The organism is Pseudomonas sp. PSPC3-2 (assembly GCF_049897085.1).
Taxonomy (GTDB): domain Bacteria; phylum Pseudomonadota; class Gammaproteobacteria; order Pseudomonadales; family Pseudomonadaceae; genus Aquipseudomonas; species Aquipseudomonas paraveronii.
This window is the reverse complement of record NZ_JAFCVO010000014.1, coordinates 118543-139629: the sequence shown is the minus strand read 5'-3', so window position 1 is coordinate 139629 and position 21087 is coordinate 118543. Positions and strand designations below refer to the sequence as shown.

Below are 21087 nucleotides of genomic sequence, written 5' to 3'. Positions count from 1 at the left end.
GCTGGATCCTCTGAATATTTGAACCGTTAAACCGCGGCAGCGCCGCCGACGATTTCCGAGATCTCTTGGGTGATCGCAGCCTGACGCGCCTTGTTGTAGATCAGCTGCAAATCGCTGATCAGATCACCGGCGTTATCGGTAGCGTTTTTCATCGCGATCATCCGCGCCGCTTGTTCAGCTGCGTTGTTCTCGACCACCGCCTGGTACACCTGCGACTCCACGTAGCGCACCATCAAGCCGTCAAGCAGCTCTTTGGCGTCTGGTTCGTAGAGGTAGTCCCAGTGGTGCTTGAGTTCCTGATCCGGAGTCGCCACCAGTGGAATCAATTGCTCCACGGTTGGCTGCTGGGTCATGGTGTTGATGAACTTGTTGGATACCACGGACAGGCGGTCAATCCGGCCTTCCAGGTACGCATCCAGCATCACCTTCACACTGCCGATCAAATCATTGATCGACGGCTCTTCACCCAGGTGGCTGATAGCTGCAACGACGTTACCGCCGAAGTTGCGGAAAAAGGCCGCACCCTTGCTACCAACTACACACAGATCGATCTCGACGCCGTTTTCGCGGTTTACCGCCATGTCCTTGACCAGGGCCTTGAACAGGTTGGTATTCAAACCACCGCACAAACCACGGTCACTGCTCACAACCACATAACCCACACGCTTAACTTCGCGGTCGATCATGAACGGGTGGCGGTATTCCGGGTTGGCGTTGGCCAGATGCCCAATTACCTGGCGGATACGCTCCGCATAAGGACGGCTAGCAGCCATACGCATTTGTGCCCTGCGCATTTTGCTGACCGCCACTTTTTCCATGGCGCTGGTAATTTTTTGCGTGCTTTTGATGCTCGCAATCTTACTGCGAATCTCTTTTGCGCCTGCCATGTAACACCTATCAGGTTAGCAAGCGGGAGCCTTGCGGCTCCCGCTGCGGCTTACCAGGTTTGGGTGGCCTTGAACTTCTCGATACCGGCTTTCATGCCAGCGTCGATATCGTCATTGAAGTCACCCTTCACGTTGATCTTCGCCATCAATTCGGCGTGATCGCGGTTGAAGTAAGCAATCAGCGCTTGTTCAAAGCTGCCGACCTTGGCGATTTCAACGTCGGTCAGGAACCCACGCTCAGCGGCATACAGCGACAACGCCATGTCAGCGATCGACATTGGGGCGTATTGCTTCTGCTTCATCAGCTCGGTAACGCGCTGACCATGCTCAAGTTGCTTACGGGTCGCTTCGTCCAGGTCAGAAGCGAACTGGGCGAATGCCGCCAGTTCACGGTACTGAGCCAGAGCGGTACGGATACCACCGGAGAGCTTCTTGATGATCTTGGTCTGAGCGGCACCACCCACACGGGATACCGAAACACCGGCGTTCACTGCAGGGCGGATGCCCGAGTTGAACATCGCCGATTCCAGGAAGATCTGACCGTCGGTGATGGAAATCACGTTGGTCGGAACGAACGCGGAAACGTCGCCAGCCTGGGTTTCGATGATCGGCAGTGCGGTCAGGGAACCGGTTTTGCCGGTCACTGCGCCGTTGGTGAACTTCTCTACGTATTCTTCCGAAACGCGGGATGCGCGCTCCAGCAGACGGGAGTGGAGATAGAACACGTCGCCTGGGTAGGCTTCACGTCCTGGTGGACGGCGCAGCAGCAGGGAAATCTGGCGGTAAGCCACTGCTTGCTTGGACAGATCGTCATAAACGATCAGCGCGTCTTCACCGCGGTCGCGGAAGAATTCACCCATGGTGCAACCGGAGTACGGTGCCAGGAATTGCAGCGCAGGAGATTCCGAAGCACTGGCAGCCACGATGATCGTGTTGGCCAGGGCGCCGTTTTCTTCCAGCTTGCGAACCACGTTGGCGATGGTCGATTGTTTCTGACCGATCGCTACGTAGACGCAATAAATGCCGCTGTTCTTCTGGTTGATGATCGCGTCGATCGCCAGAGCGGTTTTACCGATCTGACGGTCACCGATGATCAGCTCACGCTGGCCACGGCCGACTGGGATCATGGCATCGACCGCCTTGTAGCCAGTCTGTACAGGCTGGTCTACCGACTTACGCCAGATCACGCCTGGAGCAACTTTCTCGACCGCATCGGTCTCGGTGTTGTTCAGCGGACCTTTGCCGTCAACTGGGTTACCCAGTGCGTCGACTACGCGACCCAGCAGTTCCTTACCAACCGGAACCTCCAGGATGCGGCCGGTGCACTTGGCGCTCATGCCTTCAGCCAGACTGGTGTACGCGCCCAATACAACGGCACCTACGGAGTCTTGCTCCAGGTTGAGGGCCATACCGTAGACGCCGCCCGGAAACTCGATCATCTCGCCGTACATGACGTCGGCCAGACCGTGAATCCGCACGATGCCGTCAGATACGCTGACGACAGTGCCTTCGTTACGGGCTTGGGAGGTCACATCGAGCTTGTCGATGCGGCCCTTGATAATTTCACTTATTTCGGAAGGATTGAGTTGCTGCATTGCTCTGCTGCCCCTTCAAACTCAAGATTTCAATGCTTCGGCAAGGCTCGCGAGTTTGCCGCGAACCGAGCCATCGATAACCAGGTCGCCGGCGCGAATGACAATGCCCCCAATGAGGGATTTGTCTTCCGCAACTTGCAGGCGCACTTCCCGGTCGAGTCGTGCACTGAGAACCTTGGCGAGTTTGTCTTGCTGTTCTTGGTTCAATGCAAAAGCACTGGTCACTTCAACGTCTACCGACTTCTCTTGCTCGGCCTTGTACAGGTCGAACAGAGCGGCAATCTCCGGCAAAAGCGGGAGACGGTCGTTTTCGGCAACGACGTGGATGAAGTTCTGCACTTTCACATCGAACTTGTCGCCGCACACGTCAATAAACGTGGCGGCCTTGTCTGCGCTCGTCAGGCGCGGGGCCTTGAGCACGCGCTGCATGGTGTCGTTTTGTGACATTGCTGCAGCCAGGCCGAGCATGGCTGACCAAGAGGCCAGTTGCTGGTGGGCCTGGGCGTGCTCGAAGGCTGCCTTAGCGTAAGGTCGGGCCAACGTGGTCAATTCTGCCATGATCGCCCTCGCTTAAATTTCAGCAGCCAGTTTATTAACCAGCTCCGCGTGCGCGTTTTGATCGATTGTGGCACCGAGGATCTTCTCGGCACCGCCGACCGCCAGAGCACCCAGTTGGGCGCGCAGCGCGTCTTTGACGCCGTTCAGTTCCTGTTCGATCTCGGCATGAGCCGAAGCCTTCACACGGTCAGCTTCGACGCGGGCTTTTTCAACAGCCTCTTCGACGATCTGGTTGCCGCGTTTCTTGGCTTGCTCAATGATTTCAGCTGCCTGTGCTTTAGCATCGCGCAGTTGATGACCCACTTTCTCTTGGGCCAACTCCAGGTCGCGAGCTGCACGGCTGGCAGCGTCCAAACCATCCGCGATCTTCTTCTGACGTTCGTGCAAAGCCGCGATGACCGGAGGCCACACGAACTTCATGCAAAACACTACAAAAATGAAGAACGCAACGGATTGGCCAATCAGGGTTGCATTAATGTTCACGCCAACACCTCGCTCATTCGTTGTCCATCACCCCAATCAACTCGAAAATTCGAGTGATTAGCCAGCGAGTTGACCAACGAAGGGGTTCGCGAAGGTGAAGAACAGAGCGATACCAACGCCGATCATAGTCACGGCGTCGAGCAGACCGGCGACGATGAACATTTTAACTTGCAGCATTGGGACCATTTCTGGCTGACGCGCTGCGCCTTCCAGGAATTTGCCGCCAAGCAGGCCGAAACCAATGGCAGTACCCAGGGCGCCCAGGCCGATCAACAGTGCAACAGCGATAGCGGTTAGACCAACTACAGTTTCCATCTTTCCTCCCGACTTTTACGTCGTATGGTTTAGGTTTTTTAGATTTTAAAGCGGTAAAACAAATCGTTTCATAGCCCTTTCAGGCCACCTTCCCGTTTTACCGGGAAGGACATCAGACTAGTCGAGACTGGTCTTAATGGTTCTCTTCGTGCGCCATCGACAGGTAGACGATGGTCAGCATCATGAAGATAAACGCCTGCAGGGTGATGATCAGGATGTGGAACACAGCCCACGCCCACTGCAGAACAATGCCCAGGCCGCTAAGCCAGAGCAGACCGCTGCCGAACATCACAGCGATCAGAATGAACACCAGCTCGCCGGCATACATGTTGCCGAACAGTCGCAAAGCCAGGGAGATCGGCTTGGCGATCAGGGTCACGAATTCCAGCAGGAAGTTCACCGGGATCAGCAGGGCTTGAACGAAGATGTTCTTGCTGCCGAACGGGTGCAGGGTCAGTTCGCCGATGAAGCCGCCGATGCCCTTGACCTTGATGCTGTAGAAAATGATCAACGCAAACACCGACAGGGCCATGCCCAGGGTGGCGTTAGGGTCAGTGGTGGACACCGCACGGAATGGAATGTGGTGATCGCCGGTGATCAGGATGGCCAACTGAGGAATCCAGTCGACCGGAATCAGGTCGACGGCGTTCATCAGGAACACCCAGACGAAGATGGTCAGTGCCAGCGGTGCAATCACCGGGCTACGGCCATGGAAGCTGTCTTTCACGCTGCCATCGACGAATTCGACCAATACTTCAACGAAGTTCTGCAGGGCACCTGGTTGACCGGAAGTCGCCTTCTTTGCCGCCATGCGGAAAATCAGGACGAAGATCAGACCCAATGCGACCGACCAACCCAAAGTATCCAGGTGGAAAGCCCAGAAGCCCATTTCTTTGGCTTCTGCTGCGGTGTGGGCGAAGCCCCAGCCGCCGTTGGGAAGCTGACCGAAGGTCAGGTTCTGCAAGTGGTGCTGGATATAGCCCGAAGCGGTTGTTTCTGCCATGGTTGCCTCAAACGCCCTAAGGTTTCGAAAGTCTTGTTTTCATTAGCAGGGGAGCGAACCAGTTGACCAGTTGGGTCAACACGAAGACGCCGAATACAGCCAGCGGCGCCAATGGCTTCACACCTGCAAAGGTCAGTGCAAACAGCACTGCCGTCAAAATCAATTTCCCCGCCTCGCCGGCATAAAAAGACCGGACGATAGCCTGGGCTGCTCGGGCGCCGGAAAACCGAAAGGCCCTATGAGCAAAATACATATTGGGCAGCAAGGCTATCAGGCCTCCGCAGAGTCCCGAGTACCCGGCTACGACTCCATGCCAATACCAAAGCGCCAGTGCGGCGATCAGCAAAATGACAAATTGCGCCATTAGCACCGGGAAAACCGCCAAGCGATGGAACGACGACGTGTTTGGCGTGCGGGTTTCCACCACTCTTGCTCCTCAATGGTCGGCTGCCGGAAATCAATAACTTGGCATAATTTGTGCCGACAAAATGCGCGCAGAGTATAGGGGCGGTTCTGCCCCTATTCAACTGTCAGGTAGTGATTTCCGATCACGCGCTACATAAGCAATTGTTTCAGCGAATGTGGGCAAGCACGCCCTGAAGCTCATCAAGCGAGTTATAGCCGATGACCAATTGGCCCTTGCCTTTCTTCCCATGCCGAATCTGCACCGCAGAGCCCAGGCGCTCGGCCAGGCGCTGTTCGAGACGCGCGATATCCGGATCAGGTTTGGCCGTTTCGACCGGTGCAGGTTTGCCACTGAGCCACTGCCGAACCAGGGCCTCGGTCTGACGAACGGTGAGGCCTCGTGCGACAACGTGTCGCGCCCCTTCAACCTGTTGATTTTCCGGTAAACCGAGCAAAGCACGCGCATGACCCATTTCCAGGTCGCCGTGGGAAAGCATCGTCTTGATGACTTCCGGCAGTGCGATCAGGCGCAACAGGTTAGACACGGTCACGCGGGATTTACCCACGGCATCGGCCACTTGTTGTTGGGTCAGCTGAAACTCCTGCTGCAAACGCTGCAAGGCGATCGCTTCTTCGATCGGATTGAGGTCTTCGCGCTGGATGTTCTCGATCAACGCCATGGCGATGGCGGTTTCATCCGACACATCGCGCACCATCGCCGGGATGGTTTCCTTGCCGGCCTGTTGGCTCGCGCGCCAGCGGCGTTCGCCAGCGATGATTTCAAAGCGGCCGCCGCCAATCGGGCGTACCACGATCGGCTGCATCACACCCTGGGCCTTGATCGAATTGGCCAGTTCTTCCAGCGCCTGGGGGTCCATGTCACGGCGTGGCTGGTATTTGCCGCGCTGGATCAGGTCCAGCGGCAGATGCTGCAGCTCGCGCTCGTCGGCCTGTACCGCTTGTTCTTCAAGGGTCGTGACAGTCGGACCACTCAGCAGTGCATCCAGTCCACGTCCGAGACCTCGTTTCTTGACGGCCATGGGGTTTCCTTAAGTTGGCTGGGCTGCAGTGGTACGGGAGTTGCGGCGTTGACGACGAACCATCTCGCCGGCCAATGCCAAGTAGGCAATGGCACCACGGGAGGACTTGTCGTAAGCCAGCGCGGGCATGCCATAGCTTGGCGCTTCGGCCAGGCGGATGTTGCGTGGGATCACGGTGTCGTATAGCTGATCGCCGAAGTGTTCCTTGAGCTGCGCCGATACATCGTTCATCAGGCTCAGGCGCGGGTCATACATGGTCCGCAGCAGCCCTTCGACTTTCAGGTTCGGGTTCAGCAGTTCGGCAATGCGCTTGATGTTATCCACAAGGTCGCTCAAGCCTTCGAGGGCGAAATACTCACACTGCATCGGAATAATCACGCCATCGGCGGCCACCAGCGCATTGAGCGTCAGCATCGACAGCGACGGCGGGCAGTCGATCAGGATGTAATCGTAATTCTCGCGGATCGGCGCCAAGGCGCTGCGCAGACGGCTTTCTTTCATCTGCATTTCCAAAAGCACCACTTCCGCCGCCGTCAAATCGCGGTTGGCCGGCAACAGTTGATAACCGCCGTGTTCGGAATAGTGCATGGCCTGGCCCAGGTCGCACTCGCCAATCAGCAAGTCGTAGACCGAGTTTTCCAGGCCGTGTTTATCCACACCGCTACCCATGGTGGCGTTGCCCTGTGGATCGAGATCGATCAACAGCACCCGGCGCTTGGTCGCGACCAGGGATGCTGCGAGGTTGATGCAGGTGGTGGTTTTACCCACGCCACCTTTCTGGTTCGCTATCGCGAATACCTTAGCCATTCTTGCTTGTGTTCCCAATCATGCCGTGCGGCGCAGTATCAGCAGATGGCGTTGGCCTTGGCAACCGGGTACGGCCAAGGCGTGTTCGCTATCGAGGTGGAAGTCTGCCGGCAATGCTAGCAGCTCGTCGCTTGGATGAACGCCCTTCATTGCCAGCCAACGGGTGTCACGGTCGCCTAAGTGGCGGGTCCAGTTGCTGAAGTTCTCCATGCTGCTGAAAGCCCGGGAAACAATTCCGTTGAAAGGCTGCTGCGGCGTGAAGGCTTCGACGCGACTGTGGATAACTTGCAGGTTGTCCAGCTTCAGCTCGAGTTTGACCTGGGTCAGGAAGCGGGTCTTCTTGCCGTTACTGTCCAGGCACGTCACTTGCGACTCGGGAAACAGGATGGCCATGGGAATGCCGGGCATGCCGCCGCCGCTGCCCACGTCGAGCCAGCGGCCGTTTTCGATGAACGGCATCACGCTCAGGCTGTCGAGTAGGTGGCGCGAGACCATTTCGTCGGGATCGCGCACTGCCGTGAGGTTGTAAGCCTTGTTCCATTTGATCAACAGGGCCAGGTAGCCCAGCAGCAACTCATGCTGGGCGGCGCTCAGGTCGACGCCCAACTGGCGTGCTCCTGTGGATAACTCTTCGGCGTGTTGCGAGGTGACCAACGAACTCAAGCGCTTTGCTCCAACTGACGGCCCGCGCCGCGTTTTTTCAAATGAATCATCAACAGCGAAATGGCTGCCGGGGTGACGCCGGGAATACGTGAAGCCTGGCCCAAGGTTTCCGGCCGAGTTATCCCCAGCTTGCTTTGGATTTCTTTCGACAGCCCGGAAATCCCGGTGTAATCGATATCCACAGGCAGCTTGATGTCTTCACTGGCGCGCAGACGAGCGATCTCATCTTGCTGGCGATCAATGTAACCGGCGTACTTGGTTTTGATCTCGACCTGTTCGGCGACCTGCGGATCGTCTGCACCACCGCCGGTCACTTCGACCAGACCGACGTAGTCGATTTCCGGACGGGACAGCAGGTTCAGTAGGTTGTACTCGTGGGTCAGCGGCGTGCCGAATTTTTCGGCGATCGCGTCGCCCTGCTCAGTGCCCGGACGAACCCAGGTACTTTTCAGGCGTTGCTCTTCCAGGTCGATGCTTTCGCGTTTTTTGCAGAAAGCCGCCCAACGTGCGTCATCCACCAAGCCCAGCTCGCGGCCTTTTTCGGTCAGGCGCAGGTCGGCGTTGTCTTCCCGCAGGATCAGACGGTATTCCGCCCGCGATGTGAACATTCGGTACGGTTCCTGGGTGCCCAGGGTGATCAGGTCGTCAACCAACACGCCGATGTACGCTTCATCGCGACGCGGGCACCAGCTGTCTTTGCCCAGCGCGCGCAACGCGGCGTTGGTCCCGGCCAGCAAACCTTGGGCGCCGGCTTCTTCGTAACCGGTGGTGCCGTTGATTTGCCCGGCGAAGAACAGGCCGCCGATCACTTTGGTTTCCAGGCTGTATTTCAGGTCTCGCGGGTCGAAGTAGTCGTACTCGATGGCGTAGCCGGGACGCACGATATGCGCGTTTTCCATACCGCGAATCGATTGCACGATCTGGATTTGCACGTCGAACGGCAGGGATGTGGATATCCCGTTCGGGTACAGCTCGTGAGTGGTCAAGCCTTCGGGCTCGATGAAGACCTGGTGGCTTTCCTTGTCGGCAAAGCGGTGGATCTTGTCTTCAATCGACGGGCAGTAACGTGGCCCGATACCTTCGATCACCCCGGAATACATCGGCGAACGGTCGAGGTTTGCAGCGATGATTTCGTGGGTTCGGGCGTTGGTGTGGGTAATCCAGCAGCTCACCTGTTTCGGGTGCTGTTCTTTCGAGCCCATGAACGACATCACCGGAATCGGCGTATCACCGGCCTGCTCGGTCATCACCGAGAAATCTACGGAACGGCCATCGATTCGCGGCGGCGTCCCGGTTTTCAGGCGACCGACCCGCAGCGGCAGTTCGCGTAGGCGTTGTGCCAGGGCAATCGACGGCGGATCGCCGGCTCGGCCACCGGAATAGTTCTGCATGCCGATGTGGATAAGTCCGCCGAGGAAGGTGCCGGTGGTCAACACCACGGATTCCGCTAAGAACCGCAGGCCCATCTGGGTGACAACACCGCGTACCCGGTCCTGTTCGACGATCAGGTCGTCGGCGGCCTGTTGAAATATCCACAGGTTCGCCTGGTTTTCCAGGGTTTCGCGCACCGCGGCCTTGTACAGGATGCGGTCGGCTTGTGCCCGGGTCGCACGCACGGCGGGGCCTTTGCGGCTGTTCAGCACACGAAATTGGATACCACCTTTGTCGGTGGCCATCGCCATGACACCGCCAAGGGCGTCGATTTCCTTGACCAGATGGCTTTTGCCGATGCCGCCAATGGCAGGGTTGCAACTCATGGCACCAAGGGTTTCCACGTTGTGCGTCAGCAACAGGGTTTTTACGCCCATGCGTGCTGAGGCCAGTGCTGCCTCGGTACCGGCATGACCGCCGCCGATGACGATCACTTCAAAACGGGAAGGGAAATCCACCACGCACCTCGTGCCTGCTTATGTAGGTAATTAGGAATTGATTGGTTGAGCTGGTTTTAGAGCTTTGGCGGCCAGTATAGGGACTTAGCCCCTCCTAAAGAACCCTTTGCACAAAATTTAACCAGCTGTGGATGAATCACAGACAATAGAAATTAAAAGAGAGAAATATATTAAATCTTTGTTTTTATGTTTATTTCTACTGAGCCTACTTTCTGTGGATAGATCTCTACAGCCCTTAATTCACGTTGTGTACAGAGATTCAAAAGTCTGTGGTCATGTGCCCATGAGTGGCGTGGATAAGTGCTCTAAGCCTGTGGATTAAACAGGTGGTTATCCACAGAGGGTTTTTTACTCAGGTTTCAAGCCCTGTTATCAACCGAGCACAGGGGCGGTTATTCACAGGGCTTAATCCACAAAAATAGACGCGCCAACGCAAATTGCGCCCACGGCGAAGCCACCAAAGGCTTGGTTATGAATAAAAAATGAGAGGGAGGTGGCTGAAACAAGAGCAACAGACAGGCACGAATGGCCTGTCTGTGGACAACGAAGGACTATTTACCGATACAGAAGCTGGAAAAGATCCGTCCCAGCAGGTCATCCGAGCTGAACGCACCGGTGATCTCGCCCAACAGTTGCTGTGCCTGGCGTAAATCCTCAGCCAGCAGCTCACCGGCCCCCGCCAAGGTCAGTTGTGCCCTACCGTGCTCCAGCGCCGTGCTGGCATGGCGCAGCGCCTCCAGGTGCCTGCGACGGGCACTGAAGCTGCTTTCCGACGTCTGCTCATAGCCCATGCAGGCTTTGAGGTGTTCGCGCAGCAACTCCAGGCCCTCCCCAGCCGACTTGGCGCTCAGGCTGATAGTAACGTGGCCATCCTCGCTGGTTTCCATGGCAATGGCTTCACCGGTGAGATCGGCCTTGTTACGGATCAAGGTAACTTTGGCCGGGTCAGGCCGTTGTTCGAGGAATTCCGGCCACAGGGCGAAAGGGTCCACGGCCTCGGGCGCGGTGGCGTCTACCACCAGCAGCACGCGGTCTGCTTCGCCTATCGCCTTGAGGGCACGCTCCACGCCGATCTTTTCCACTTGGTCGTCGGTGTCACGCAGGCCGGCGGTGTCGACGACGTGCAGCGGCATGCCGTCGATGTGGATATGTTCGCGCAAGATATCCCGGGTGGTGCCGGCAATCTCAGTAACGATCGCCGCCTCACGGCCCGCTAGGGCATTGAGCAGGCTGGATTTGCCGGCGTTGGGCCGCCCGGCGATCACCACGGTCATACCGTCACGTAACAGAGCGCCCTGCCCGGCTTCGCGCAGCACTGTGGATAACTCGTCGCGGACTTTATCCAGCATTGCCAACACATGGCCATCGGCGAGGAAGTCGATTTCCTCTTCCGGAAAATCAATTGCCGCTTCCACATAGATGCGCAGGTTGATCAGTTGCTCGGTCAGGTTATGCACACGCAGGGAAAATGCCCCCTGCAGCGAGCGCAAGGCATTGCGCGCCGCCTGTGCAGAACTGGCCTCGATCAAATCGGCAATGGCTTCGGCCTGGGCCAGGTCGAGTTTGTCGTTGAGAAACGCGCGCTCGCTGAATTCCCCCGGCCGGGCCAGACGGCAGCCCAGTTGCAGGCAGCGCTGCAGCAACATATCCAGTACGACGGGGCCGCCGTGGCCCTGCAGTTCAAGGACATCTTCACCGGTAAACGAATTCGGGCCAGGGAAATAGAGGGCCAGGCCTTCGTCCAGCACCTGGTTGTCCGCATCCAGAAACGCGCCGTAATGGGCATAGCGCGGCTTCAACTCACGACCGCTGATGGCCTTGGCAGCCATGCCGGCGAGCGGCCCGGAAATTCGAACGATACCGACTCCGCCGCGACCTTGTGCGGTAGCGACAGCAGCGATGGTTTCACGAGGAGCGCTCATCAGCAGGTTCCAGAACAAAAGTGACGGAAAGCAAAACGCCCCACTAGGGGGCGTCTTGAGTGGTTATCCACAGAGTAAGTTACGCCTCGGCTTTTTTGGTAGCCGCTTCGATCTTACGCGTGATGTACCACTGTTGAGAGATCGACAACACGTTGTTGACCACCCAGTACAGCACCAGACCAGCCGGGAACCACAGGAAGAAGAAAGTGAAGATGATTGGCATCATTTTCATCACCTTGGCCTGCATCGGGTCCGGCGGCGTCGGGTTCAGGCGCTGCTGGATGAACATGGTCGCGCCCATGATGATCGGCAGGATAAAGAACGGGTCTTTGATCGACAGGTCAGTTATCCACAGCATGAACGGCGCCTGGCGCATTTCCACGCTTTCCAGGAGTACCCAGTACAGCGACAGGAACACCGGCATCTGTACCAGAATCGGCAAGCATCCACCCAGCGGGTTGATCTTCTCTTTCTTGTACAGCTCCATCATGGCCTGCGACATTTTCTGCCGGTCATCACCATGTTGTTCTTTCAGCGCGGCCAGTTTCGGGGCCACGGCACGCATGCGCGCCATCGACTTGTAGCTGGCGGCCGACAGTGGGAAGAAGATCCCCTTGATCAGCATCGTCAGGAAGATGATCGAGAAGCCCCAGTTGCCAACGATGCTGTGGATATGTTGCAGCAGCCAGAAGATCGGCTGGGCAATGAACCACAGGATGCCGTAATCCACAGTCAATTCCAGACCTGGGGATAACTCTTTGAGCACTGCCTGGCTTTTCGGACCGGCGTACAGGGTCGCGCTGGTTTCAGCCTTGGCACCTGGTGCGACGGTCAACGCCGGGCCAGTAAAGCCAATGATGTAGTTGCCCTGGCTGTCCTTGCGGGTTTGAACCAGATTGGCTTCACCCTTGTTCGGAATCCAGGCGGTCACGAAGTAGTGTTGCAACCAGGCAACCCAACCACCTTGAACGGTTTCTTTCAGCGCGCCCTTGTCGATATCTTTCATCGACACTTTTTTGTACGGCTCGTTACTTGTCCACAGGGCGGCGCCCAGGTAAGTCGCGGTGCCGGTGGCGGTGCTGGAAGAAGGATCCGAGCTGCCATCACGCTTGAGCTGGGCAAACAGGTTGCCGCTCCACGGTTTGTTGCTTTCGTTGTCGATCAGGTAAGTGACCTTCAAGTCGTACAAACCGCGGGTGAAACTGAAGCGTTTGATGTAATTGACGCCGTCGAGGCTGAATTTCAGGTCGACGTTCAATTGGTTCTGGCCATCAGCCAGTTGATAAGTCTTCTGTTCGGTCGAATAAACCGGACGACCGGTAGCACGTGCATCCGGACCGTTGGTGCCGGTCAGGCCGCTTTGTGCCAGATAAACACGTTCGCCGCCGTTATCGAACAGCTGGAACGGAACATCCGGATGGTCTTGGCGACGTGGATACAGCGGCAGTTTCAACTGCGCGATATCACCACCTTGTGGATCGATAGCCAGGTCGAGCACATCCGTTTTTACGTGGATGAGGTCTTTATTGGTGACAACTGGCGTTTCTACAGGGGTGCTGGTCTCGCCATTCGCGCTGGGAACATCGGCACTCGCGGACGCATTGTTACCCAGCGGGGTGTCCGGAATAGCCGGCGCAGCCTGATTGGTAGCAACATTCTGAGTCGGCAGGGCAGCTTGGCCGTAGTCCTGGTTCCACTTAAGAACCATGACGTAGGACACGATTGCCAGGGCGACGATCAGGATCGTGCGTTTAATATCCATGATTACTCGGCCATCGAAGAAGAACGGGAGGTAGGGATAGGTGGAACCGGGTCATAACCACCGGGATTCCACGGATGACAGCGACCTAAACGACGAAAGGTCAGCCAGCCACCGCGCAGAAGACCATGATTTTCTATGGCCTCTAACGCGTAGCAGGAACAACTGGGGTAGAAACGACAGTGGTTGGCCATCAGAGGACTAATGGCATAACGGTAAAACTGGATCGGAACGAGGGCCAGTTTACGCATCGGTGCTGTCTACCCCTACAGTTTCGGTGCTGACTGCTGGTGCTGGCGTGTGGGTACGCGCCAAACGTTTCCAGAGCTTGCCGAAATGCTGAATCAATTCGGGGTTTTCTACGTCCCCCAAGCCTTTGCGCGCGACGATAACAATATCCCAACCAACCAGAGTGTCCTGGTGGAGGCGAAACGATTCGCGCATCAGACGCTTGAGGCGATTGCGCTCAACGGAGAGCTTTACGCTCTTCTTGCCGATCACCAACCCGAGACGGGGGTGATCCAGATCGTTGTTACGCGCAAGGAGCAGGAGATTTTTCCCCGGAACCTTGCCGGTGGGGGAGTCAAAGACTGCCTTGAAGTGCCGGGGGGTTAGCAGACGCTTTTCCCGACTGAAGTCCTGACTCACCACCAGTACCGGATTATCAAACTGCCAGACGCGCACGACCTTTGGCGCGGCGACGCGACAGGACAGCACGGCCGTTCTTGGTAGCCATGCGAGCACGGAAGCCGTGAGTACGGGCGCGTTTGATGGTGCTTGGTTGGAAAGTACGTTTCATGGCGTTGTTACCTGGTTCGTCCACAACGGGCCGGAATGGCCCCCGTTTTAAGAGACCGGCGATTCTAGAGAAAGCAAGCCTCTAGGTCAATTTCCAACCAGCTTTTCCTTGAATTAGTTCTTTGCAGGCCATCAGCGCTTTTCTGTCCGACCGCCGTACAGAGGCAATGCCATAGATATAAAAATAAAGAAGGAAGTTATTTAAAGCTTTTCTGTAAAGCTTATAAAAGCTAGGCAGGCAATCTTCTGTGGATAACTACCTCAAGGCCATATTCTACGTGATGTACAGAGAATGACAACACGGGGGAGAAACGGTGCTCTGCCTGTGCTGCGCTGTCGGATAAGCTGTGGGTGGAATGGGTTGTTATCCACAGGCCAGTTACCCACAGACTTTCGACCCCACTTGTGCAACGAGCTTAGGGGCGCTTATCCACAGAGCTTATGCACAGACCATTGGTCGCCTTTATTCGCGTTAACACGTTGATTTTGGCTGGCCTGTGCGCAACCTACATGTGGATAAGTGGACGGCCGACCGCTACAATGGCGGCTGTTTTTGCCTCACCGGCTTTCAACTTAGGGGATATCCGTGTCAGTGGAACTTTGGCAGCAGTGCGTGGAGCTTTTGCGCGATGAGCTGCCTGCCCAGCAATTCAACACCTGGATCCGTCCACTACAGGTCGAAGCCGAAGGCGACGAGTTGCGTGTCTACGCACCCAATCGTTTTGTTCTCGACTGGGTCAACGAGAAATACCTGAGCCGCGTTCTCGAATTGCTCGATGAACATGGCAACGGCCTCGCGCCCGTGCTCTCTCTGTTAATAGGCAGCAAACGTAGCTCCGCGCCTCGTGCTGCGCCGAATGCGCCATTGGCCGCGGCTGCGTCGCAATCCCAGGCGGCGGCCGCACCGGTCAACCACACGCCGACTCCTGCGTCGACGGCTTCGAAAGCCTCGGCGCAGAAAAACGCGCCGGCCAACGTAGAGCCGTCCCGCGACAGCTTCGATCCGATGGCGGGTGCCAGTTCCCAGCAAGCACCGGTTCGCGCCGAACAGCGCACCGTGCAGGTTGAAGGCGCGCTCAAGCACACCAGCTACCTCAACCGTACCTTTACCTTTGAGAACTTCGTCGAGGGTAAATCCAACCAGTTGGCCCGTGCGGCCGCCTGGCAAGTGGCAGACAACCCCAAGCATGGTTACAACCCACTGTTCCTTTATGGTGGCGTTGGCCTGGGTAAGACGCACTTGATGCATGCGGTGGGTAACCATCTATTAAAGAAGAACCCGAATGCGAAGGTTGTGTACCTGCACTCGGAGCGCTTCGTGGCTGACATGGTCAAGGCCCTGCAGCTCAACGCTATCAACGAATTCAAGCGGTTCTATCGCTCCGTGGATGCCTTGCTGATCGATGACATTCAGTTCTTCGCGCGCAAGGAACGTTCCCAGGAAGAGTTTTTCCACACCTTCAACGCCCTGCTCGAGGGCGGCCAGCAGGTCATCTTGACCAGCGACCGCTATCCGAAGGAAATCGAAGGCCTGGAAGAACGCTTGAAGTCGCGCTTTGGCTGGGGCCTGACCGTGGCTGTCGAGCCGCCGGAACTGGAAACCCGCGTAGCGATCTTGATGAAAAAGGCCGATCAGGCGAAAGTCGATCTGCCCCACGACGCGGCGTTCTTCATCGCCCAACGCATTCGCTCCAACGTGCGTGAGCTGGAAGGCGCACTCAAGCGGGTCATCGCGCACTCGCACTTCATGGGCCGCGACATCACCATTGAGCTGATTCGCGAATCCCTGAAAGACCTGCTGGCACTGCAGGACAAACTGGTGAGTGTGGATAACATCCAGCGCACCGTGGCCGAGTACTACAAGATCAAGATTTCCGACCTACTGTCCAAGCGCCGTTCGCGCTCGGTGGCACGTCCGCGCCAGGTGGCCATGGCACTCTCCAAAGAGTTGACCAACCACAGCCTGCCGGAAATCGGCGATGTCTTTGGTGGTCGCGACCACACCACGGTCTTGCACGCATGCCGCAAGATCAACGAACTTAAGGAATCCGACGCGGATATTCGCGAGGACTACAAGAACCTGCTGCGTACACTGACTACTTGATGACACCAGCGCAGCTTATTAAGGCAAGGGACTAGACCATGCACTTCACCATTCAACGCGAAGCCCTGTTGAAACCCCTGCAACTGGTCGCAGGCGTCGTCGAGCGCCGACAGACCTTGCCGGTACTTTCCAACGTATTACTGGTTGTCGAAGGCCAGCAATTGTCCCTGACCGGCACCGACCTGGAAGTCGAGCTGGTGGGTCGTGTTCAGCTGGAAGAGCCCGCAGAACCTGGCGAGATCACTGTGCCCGCGCGCAAGCTGATGGATATCTGCAAGAGCTTGCCCAACGACGCGCTGATCGACATCAAGGTCGATGAGCAGAAGCTGGTGGTCAAGGCCGGTCGCAGCCGCTTCACCTTGTCGACCCTGCCGGCCAATGACTTCCCTACCGTTGAAGAAGGCCCAGGTTCGCTGACCTGTAGCCTGGAGCAAAGCAAACTGCGCCGTTTGATCGAGCGCACCAGCTTCGCCATGGCCCAGCAGGACGTGCGTTATTACCTCAACGGTATGTTGCTGGAAGTATCGGAAGGCATTATTCGCGCCGTGGCCACCGACGGTCACCGCCTGGCCATGTGTTCGATGAAGGCCGATATCGGTCAGCCGGACCGTCACCAGGTGATCGTGCCGCGCAAAGGTATCCTCGAACTGGCGCGCCTGCTCACCGAGCCGGATGGCAACGTCAGCATTGTCCTGGGTCAGCACCACATCCGTGCCACCACCGGCGAGTTCACCTTCACCTCCAAGCTGGTTGACGGCAAGTTCCCGGATTACGAGCGTGTACTGCCTAAAGGTGGCGACAAGTTAGTGGTAGGTGATCGCCAGGCCCTGCGTGAGGCGTTCAGCCGTACCGCGATTCTGTCGAACGAAAAGTACCGGGGTATTCGCCTGCAATTGGCTAACGGCCAACTGAAGATCCAGGCCAACAACCCGGAACAGGAAGAAGCGGAAGAAGAAGTGGGCGTCGAGTACAACGGCGGTTCGCTGGAAATCGGCTTCAACGTGAGCTACTTGTTGGACGTGCTGGGTGTGATGACCACCGAACAGGTTCGCCTGATTCTGTCCGACTCCAACAGCAGTGCACTGGTGCAAGAATCCGACAACGATGACTCGGCTTACGTTGTTATGCCGATGCGTCTGTAATCATGCTCAGCAGAAGCTAGATGTCCCTCAGTCGCGTCTCGGTCACCGCGGTGCGCAATCTGCACCCGGTGACCTTCTCCCCCTCCCCCCGCATCAATATCCTCCATGGCGCCAACGGCAGTGGCAAAACCAGCGTGCTGGAAGCCATCCATCTGCTGGGGCTCGCTCGGTCTTTCCGCAGTGCCCGCCTGTTACCGGTGATTCAGTACGAACAATTGGCGTGTACGGTGTTTGGTCAGGTCGAATTGGCTGAAGGTGGCCACAGCAGCCTGGGGATATCCCGTGATCGCGGCGGCGAGTTTCAGATCCGCATCGATGGGCAAAATGCCCGCAGTGCGGCGCAGTTGGCAGAAATCCTGCCGCTGCAGTTGATCAACCCTGACAGTTTCCGTTTGCTGGAAGGCGCGCCGAAAATCCGTAGGCAGTTCCTCGATTGGGGAGTGTTCCACGTGGAACCGCGCTTCATGGCCACTTGGCAGCGCCTGCAGAAGGCCTTGCGGCAGCGGAACTCATGGCTGCGGCATGGTACACTTGACGCCGCTTCACAAGCAGCCTGGGACCGGGAACTGTGCCTGGCCAGCGATGAAATAGATGAATACCGCCGTGCCTATATCAAAGCCTTGAAACCAGTCTTTGAGCAGACCTTGAGTGAGTTGTTAGACCTCGAAGGGCTGACGCTGAGCTACTACCGCGGTTGGGACAAAGAGCGTGAACTGAGCGCAGTGCTCGCCACGTCCTTGCAGCGGGATCAGCAAATCGGCCACACCCAGGCCGGCCCCCAGCGCGCTGATTTGCGTCTTCGGTTAGGCGCACATAATGCCGCGGATATCTTGTCCCGCGGCCAGCAGAAGTTGGTGGTGTGTGCATTGCGTATCGCCCAAGGGCACTTGGTTAGCCAAGCCCGGCGCGGTCAATGTATTTATCTGGTGGATGATTTGCCGTCAGAACTCGACGAGCAACACCGCCGTGCGTTATGCCGCTTGTTGGAAGACTTACGCTGCCAGGTGTTTATCACCTGTGTAGACCACGAATTATTGAGGGAAGGCTGGCAGACGGAAACGCCAGTCGCTTTGTTCCACGTGGAACAAGGCCGTATCACCCAGACCCACGACCATCGGGAGTGAAGGCATGAGCGAAGAACACACGTACGACTCGACCAGCATTAAAGTGCTGAAAGGTTTGGATGCCGTACGCAAACGTCCCGGTATGTACATTGGCGACACCGATGATGGTAGCGGTCTGCACCACATGGTGTTCGAGGTGGTCGACAACTCCATCGACGAAGCTCTGGCCGGTCACTGCGACGACATCAGCATTATCATTCACCCGGATGAGTCCATCACCGTGCGCGACAACGGTCGTGGCATTCCGGTAGACGTGCATAAAGAAGAAGGCGTTTCGGCGGCAGAGGTCATCATGACCGTGCTCCACGCCGGCGGTAAGTTCGACGACAACTCCTATAAAGTCTCCGGCGGTCTGCACGGTGTCGGTGTGTCGGTGGTGAACGCACTGTCCAAAGAGCTGATCCTAACGGTGCGCCGTAGCGGCAAAATCTGGGAACAGACCTACATCCATGGTGTTCCACAAGAACCGATGAGGATCGTTGGCGAGAGTGAATCTACCGGTACGCAGATCCACTTCAAGCCATCGGCTGAAACCTTCAAGAACATTCACTTTAGCTGGGACATCCTGGCCAAGCGGATTCGTGAACTGTCCTTCCTCAACTCCGGTGTTGGCATCGTCCTCAAGGATGAGCGCAGCGGCAAGGAAGAGCTGTTCAAATACGAAGGCGGCCTGCGTGCGTTCGTTGAATACCTGAACACCAACAAGACTGCGGTCAACCAGGTGTTCCACTTCAATGTTCAGCGCGAAGACGGCATCGGCGTGGAAATCGCCCTGCAGTGGAACGACAGCTTCAACGAGAACCTGTTGTGCTTCACCAACAACATTCCACAGCGCGACGGCGGTACTCACCTGGTGGGTTTCCGTTCCGCACTGACGCGTAACCTGAACACCTACATCGAAGCCGAAGGCCTGGCCAAGAAGCATAAAGTTGCCACCACCGGTGACGATGCCCGTGAAGGTCTGACTGCGATTATTTCGGTGAAAGTACCGGACCCTAAATTCAGCTCCCAGACCAAAGACAAGCTGGTGTCTTCCGAAGTGAAGACCGCCGTGGAACAGGAGATGGGCAAGTACTTCTCCGACTTCCTGTTGGAAAACCCGAACGAAGCCAAGCTGGTTGTCGGCAAGATGATCGACGCAGCACGTGCCCGTGAAGCGGCGCGTAAAGCCCGTGAGATGACCCGCCGCAAAGGCGCGCTGGACATCGCCGGCCTGCCGGGCAAACTGGCTGACTGCCAGGAGAAGGACCCTGCCCTTTCCGAGCTGTACCTGGTGGAAGGTGACTCTGCTGGCGGTTCCGCCAAGCAGGGTCGTAACCGTCGCACCCAGGCCATCCTGCCGTTGAAGGGTAAGATCCTCAACGTCGAGAAAGCGCGCTTCGACAAGATGATTTCCTCCCAGGAAGTCGGCACCTTGATCACGGCGTTGGGCTGTGGTATTGGCCGCGATGAGTACAACATCGACAAGCTGCGTTATCACAACATCATCATCATGACCGATGCTGACGTCGACGGTTCGCACATCCGTACCCTGCTGCTGACCTTCTTCTTCCGTCAGTTGCCGGAGCTGATCGAGCGCGGCTACATCTACATCGCCCAGCCGCCGTTGTACAAAGTCAAAAAGGGCAAGCAAGAGCAATACATCAAAGACGACGACGCCATGGAAGAGTACATGACGCAGTCGGCCCTGGAAGATGCCAGCCTGCACCTGAACGACGAAGCGCCGGGCATTTCCGGAGCGGCGCTGGAGCGCCTGGTCAACGACTTCCGCATGGTCATGAAGACCCTCAAGCGTCTGTCGCGCCTGTACCCTCAGGAACTGACCGAGCACTTCATCTACCTGCCGGCCGTGAGCCTGGAACAGTTGGGCGATCACGCAGCAATGCAGGATTGGCTGGCCCAGTACGAATTGCGCCTACGCACCGTCGAGAAATCCGGCCTGGTCTACAAAGCCAGCCTGCGTGAAGACCGTGAACGTAATGTGTGGCTACCTGAGGTCGAATTGATCTCCCACGGCCTGTCCAACTACGTCACCTTCAACCGCGACTTCTTCGGCAGCAATGACTACAAAACCGTAGTCACCCTGGGCGCACAGCTGAGCACTCTGCTGGACGACGGCGCTTATATCCAACGTGGCGAACGCAAGAAGCAGGTTAAGGAATTCAAGGAAGCCCTTGACTGGCTGATGGCCGAAAGCACCAAGCGCCACACCATCCAGCGCTACAAAGGTCTGGGCGAGATGAACCCGGATCAACTGTGGGAAACCACCATGGACCCGGCTCAGCGCCGTATGCTGCGCGTGACCATCGAAGACGCGATCGGCGCAGACCAGATCTTCAACACCCTGATGGGTGATGCGGTCGAGCCTCGCCGTGACTTCATCGAGACCAACGCGTTGGCGGTGTCTAACCTGGATTTCTGATCCAAGTTGTAGGTTCTCAAAGTAGTTGATCATCTTCACAAATAGATGAATCGACGAACTTAGGAAAAAGGCCAATTCTCTGAATTGGCCTTTTTTTGTGCTCGAAAATTCGGTCTCCGACGACGCCCATCCGTAGGTCGTAACAACTGCGAAAAGATAGCCTGAAAAAAT

Annotated in this window: 20 protein-coding genes; 4 read left to right on the top strand and 16 right to left on the bottom strand. The window is 57.0% G+C overall.

Going from position 1 to position 21087, the window contains the following annotated elements:
• Positions 1-26: 26 nt before the first annotated feature.
• The 16 genes from atpG to rpmH all read right to left on the bottom strand — a co-directional run bounded on the left by atpG (position 27) and on the right by rpmH (position 14125).
• On the bottom strand, positions 27-887 hold the full coding sequence (gene atpG, locus ACP7CJ_RS22035) for a F0F1 ATP synthase subunit gamma (protein ID WP_154741459.1): 861 nt from the start codon (positions 885-887) through the stop codon (positions 27-29).
• Positions 888-937: 50 nt separating this feature from the next.
• Complete coding sequence (atpA, locus tag ACP7CJ_RS22030; protein ID WP_010565869.1) at positions 938-2482, bottom strand: F0F1 ATP synthase subunit alpha; 1545 nt, start codon at positions 2480-2482, stop codon at positions 938-940.
• A 21-nt stretch (positions 2483-2503) separates the two neighbouring features.
• Entirely contained in the window at positions 2504-3040 is a 537-nt protein-coding gene (locus ACP7CJ_RS22025) for a F0F1 ATP synthase subunit delta (protein ID WP_426101875.1), read from the bottom strand.
• Between the two features lie 12 nt (positions 3041-3052).
• Entirely contained in the window at positions 3053-3523 is a 471-nt protein-coding gene (locus ACP7CJ_RS22020) for a F0F1 ATP synthase subunit B (protein ID WP_015886647.1), read from the bottom strand.
• Positions 3524-3580: 57 nt separating this feature from the next.
• Positions 3581-3838 (bottom strand): F0F1 ATP synthase subunit C, encoded by a 258-nt coding sequence (atpE, locus tag ACP7CJ_RS22015; protein ID WP_002555987.1) that lies wholly within the window; start codon positions 3836-3838, stop codon positions 3581-3583.
• Positions 3839-3971: 133 nt separating this feature from the next.
• Entirely contained in the window at positions 3972-4841 is an 870-nt protein-coding gene (gene atpB / locus ACP7CJ_RS22010; RefSeq protein WP_128591039.1) for a F0F1 ATP synthase subunit A, read from the bottom strand.
• Between the two features lie 16 nt (positions 4842-4857).
• On the bottom strand, positions 4858-5265 hold the full coding sequence (locus ACP7CJ_RS22005) for a F0F1 ATP synthase subunit I (protein ID WP_247396726.1): 408 nt from the start codon (positions 5263-5265) through the stop codon (positions 4858-4860).
• A 148-nt stretch (positions 5266-5413) separates the two neighbouring features.
• Positions 5414-6286, bottom strand: coding sequence for a ParB/RepB/Spo0J family partition protein (locus tag ACP7CJ_RS22000; protein ID WP_253400231.1), 873 nt, complete (start codon positions 6284-6286; stop codon positions 5414-5416).
• Positions 6287-6295: 9 nt separating this feature from the next.
• Complete coding sequence (locus ACP7CJ_RS21995; RefSeq protein ID WP_276195569.1) at positions 6296-7093, bottom strand: ParA family protein; 798 nt, start codon at positions 7091-7093, stop codon at positions 6296-6298.
• 18 nt (positions 7094-7111) lie between these two features.
• Positions 7112-7756, bottom strand: coding sequence for a 16S rRNA (guanine(527)-N(7))-methyltransferase RsmG (rsmG, locus tag ACP7CJ_RS21990; RefSeq protein WP_276195570.1), 645 nt, complete (start codon positions 7754-7756; stop codon positions 7112-7114).
• On the bottom strand, positions 7753-9645 hold the full coding sequence (gene mnmG, locus ACP7CJ_RS21985; RefSeq protein ID WP_426101877.1) for a tRNA uridine-5-carboxymethylaminomethyl(34) synthesis enzyme MnmG: 1893 nt from the start codon (positions 9643-9645) through the stop codon (positions 7753-7755). Before mnmG ends, rsmG begins: the two co-directional genes overlap by 4 nt.
• 551 nt (positions 9646-10196) lie before the next feature.
• Entirely contained in the window at positions 10197-11567 is a 1371-nt protein-coding gene (gene mnmE, locus ACP7CJ_RS21980; RefSeq protein ID WP_426101879.1) for a tRNA uridine-5-carboxymethylaminomethyl(34) synthesis GTPase MnmE, read from the bottom strand.
• A gap of 79 nt (positions 11568-11646) precedes the next feature.
• Entirely contained in the window at positions 11647-13329 is a 1683-nt protein-coding gene (gene yidC / locus ACP7CJ_RS21975) for a membrane protein insertase YidC (RefSeq protein ID WP_276195573.1), read from the bottom strand.
• A 2-nt stretch (positions 13330-13331) separates the two neighbouring features.
• Complete coding sequence (yidD, locus tag ACP7CJ_RS21970) at positions 13332-13577, bottom strand: membrane protein insertion efficiency factor YidD (RefSeq protein WP_003213574.1); 246 nt, start codon at positions 13575-13577, stop codon at positions 13332-13334.
• Positions 13570-13977, bottom strand: a complete 408-nt coding sequence (rnpA, locus tag ACP7CJ_RS21965; RefSeq protein ID WP_426101977.1) for a ribonuclease P protein component — start codon at positions 13975-13977, stop codon at positions 13570-13572. Before rnpA ends, yidD begins: the two co-directional genes overlap by 8 nt.
• Before the next feature lie 13 nt (positions 13978-13990).
• Positions 13991-14125 carry a 50S ribosomal protein L34 gene (rpmH, locus tag ACP7CJ_RS21960; protein WP_003213577.1) on the bottom strand — a complete coding sequence of 45 codons (135 nt, stop codon included), beginning with the start codon at positions 14123-14125 and terminating at the stop codon, positions 13991-13993.
• A gap of 585 nt (positions 14126-14710) precedes the next feature.
• On the opposite strand from rpmH, the gene dnaA reads away from it, so the two are divergent.
• Genes dnaA through gyrB form a run of 4 tightly spaced genes read left to right on the top strand, consistent with a single transcriptional unit; the run spans position 14711 to position 20916 of the window.
• Positions 14711-16228, top strand: a complete 1518-nt coding sequence (gene dnaA, locus ACP7CJ_RS21955; protein ID WP_247396743.1) for a chromosomal replication initiator protein DnaA — start codon at positions 14711-14713, stop codon at positions 16226-16228.
• 38 nt (positions 16229-16266) lie between these two features.
• Positions 16267-17370, top strand: a complete 1104-nt coding sequence (gene dnaN / locus ACP7CJ_RS21950) for a DNA polymerase III subunit beta (protein ID WP_276195574.1) — start codon at positions 16267-16269, stop codon at positions 17368-17370.
• A gap of 20 nt (positions 17371-17390) precedes the next feature.
• The gene (gene recF / locus ACP7CJ_RS21945; protein ID WP_010565854.1) at positions 17391-18494 is read left to right on the top strand and encodes a DNA replication/repair protein RecF; all 1104 of its coding nucleotides are present in this window, start codon (positions 17391-17393) and stop codon (positions 18492-18494) included.
• Between the two features lie 4 nt (positions 18495-18498).
• Positions 18499-20916, top strand: coding sequence for a DNA topoisomerase (ATP-hydrolyzing) subunit B (gene gyrB / locus ACP7CJ_RS21940; RefSeq protein ID WP_276195575.1), 2418 nt, complete (start codon positions 18499-18501; stop codon positions 20914-20916).
• Positions 20917-21087 lie beyond the last annotated feature (171 nt).

Bases quoted from the DNA above. Each gene is read 5' to 3' on its own strand.
- atpG (WP_154741459.1), bottom strand. From the start codon at position 887: ATGGCAGGCGCAAAAGAGATTCGCAGTAAGATTGCGAGCATCAAAAGC.
- atpA (WP_010565869.1), bottom strand. From the start codon at position 2,482: ATGCAGCAACTCAATCCTTCCGAAATAAGTGAAATTATCAAGGGCCGC.
- ACP7CJ_RS22025 (WP_426101875.1), bottom strand. From the start codon at position 3,040: ATGGCAGAATTGACCACGTTGGCCCGACCTTACGCTAAGGCAGCCTTC.
- atpE (WP_002555987.1), bottom strand. From the start codon at position 3,838: ATGGAAACTGTAGTTGGTCTAACCGCTATCGCTGTTGCACTGTTGATC.
- atpB (WP_128591039.1), bottom strand. From the start codon at position 4,841: ATGGCAGAAACAACCGCTTCGGGCTATATCCAGCACCACTTGCAGAAC.
- ACP7CJ_RS22000 (WP_253400231.1), bottom strand. From the start codon at position 6,286: ATGGCCGTCAAGAAACGAGGTCTCGGACGTGGACTGGATGCACTGCTG.
- ACP7CJ_RS21995 (WP_276195569.1), bottom strand. From the start codon at position 7,093: ATGGCTAAGGTATTCGCGATAGCGAACCAGAAAGGTGGCGTGGGTAAA.
- mnmE (WP_426101879.1), bottom strand. From the start codon at position 11,567: ATGAGCGCTCCTCGTGAAACCATCGCTGCTGTCGCTACCGCACAAGGT.
- yidC (WP_276195573.1), bottom strand. From the start codon at position 13,329: ATGGATATTAAACGCACGATCCTGATCGTCGCCCTGGCAATCGTGTCC.
- yidD (WP_003213574.1), bottom strand. From the start codon at position 13,577: ATGCGTAAACTGGCCCTCGTTCCGATCCAGTTTTACCGTTATGCCATT.
- rpmH (WP_003213577.1), bottom strand. From the start codon at position 14,125: ATGAAACGTACTTTCCAACCAAGCACCATCAAACGCGCCCGTACTCAC.
- dnaN (WP_276195574.1), top strand. From the start codon at position 16,267: ATGCACTTCACCATTCAACGCGAAGCCCTGTTGAAACCCCTGCAACTG.
- recF (WP_010565854.1), top strand. From the start codon at position 17,391: ATGTCCCTCAGTCGCGTCTCGGTCACCGCGGTGCGCAATCTGCACCCG.
- gyrB (WP_276195575.1), top strand. From the start codon at position 18,499: ATGAGCGAAGAACACACGTACGACTCGACCAGCATTAAAGTGCTGAAA.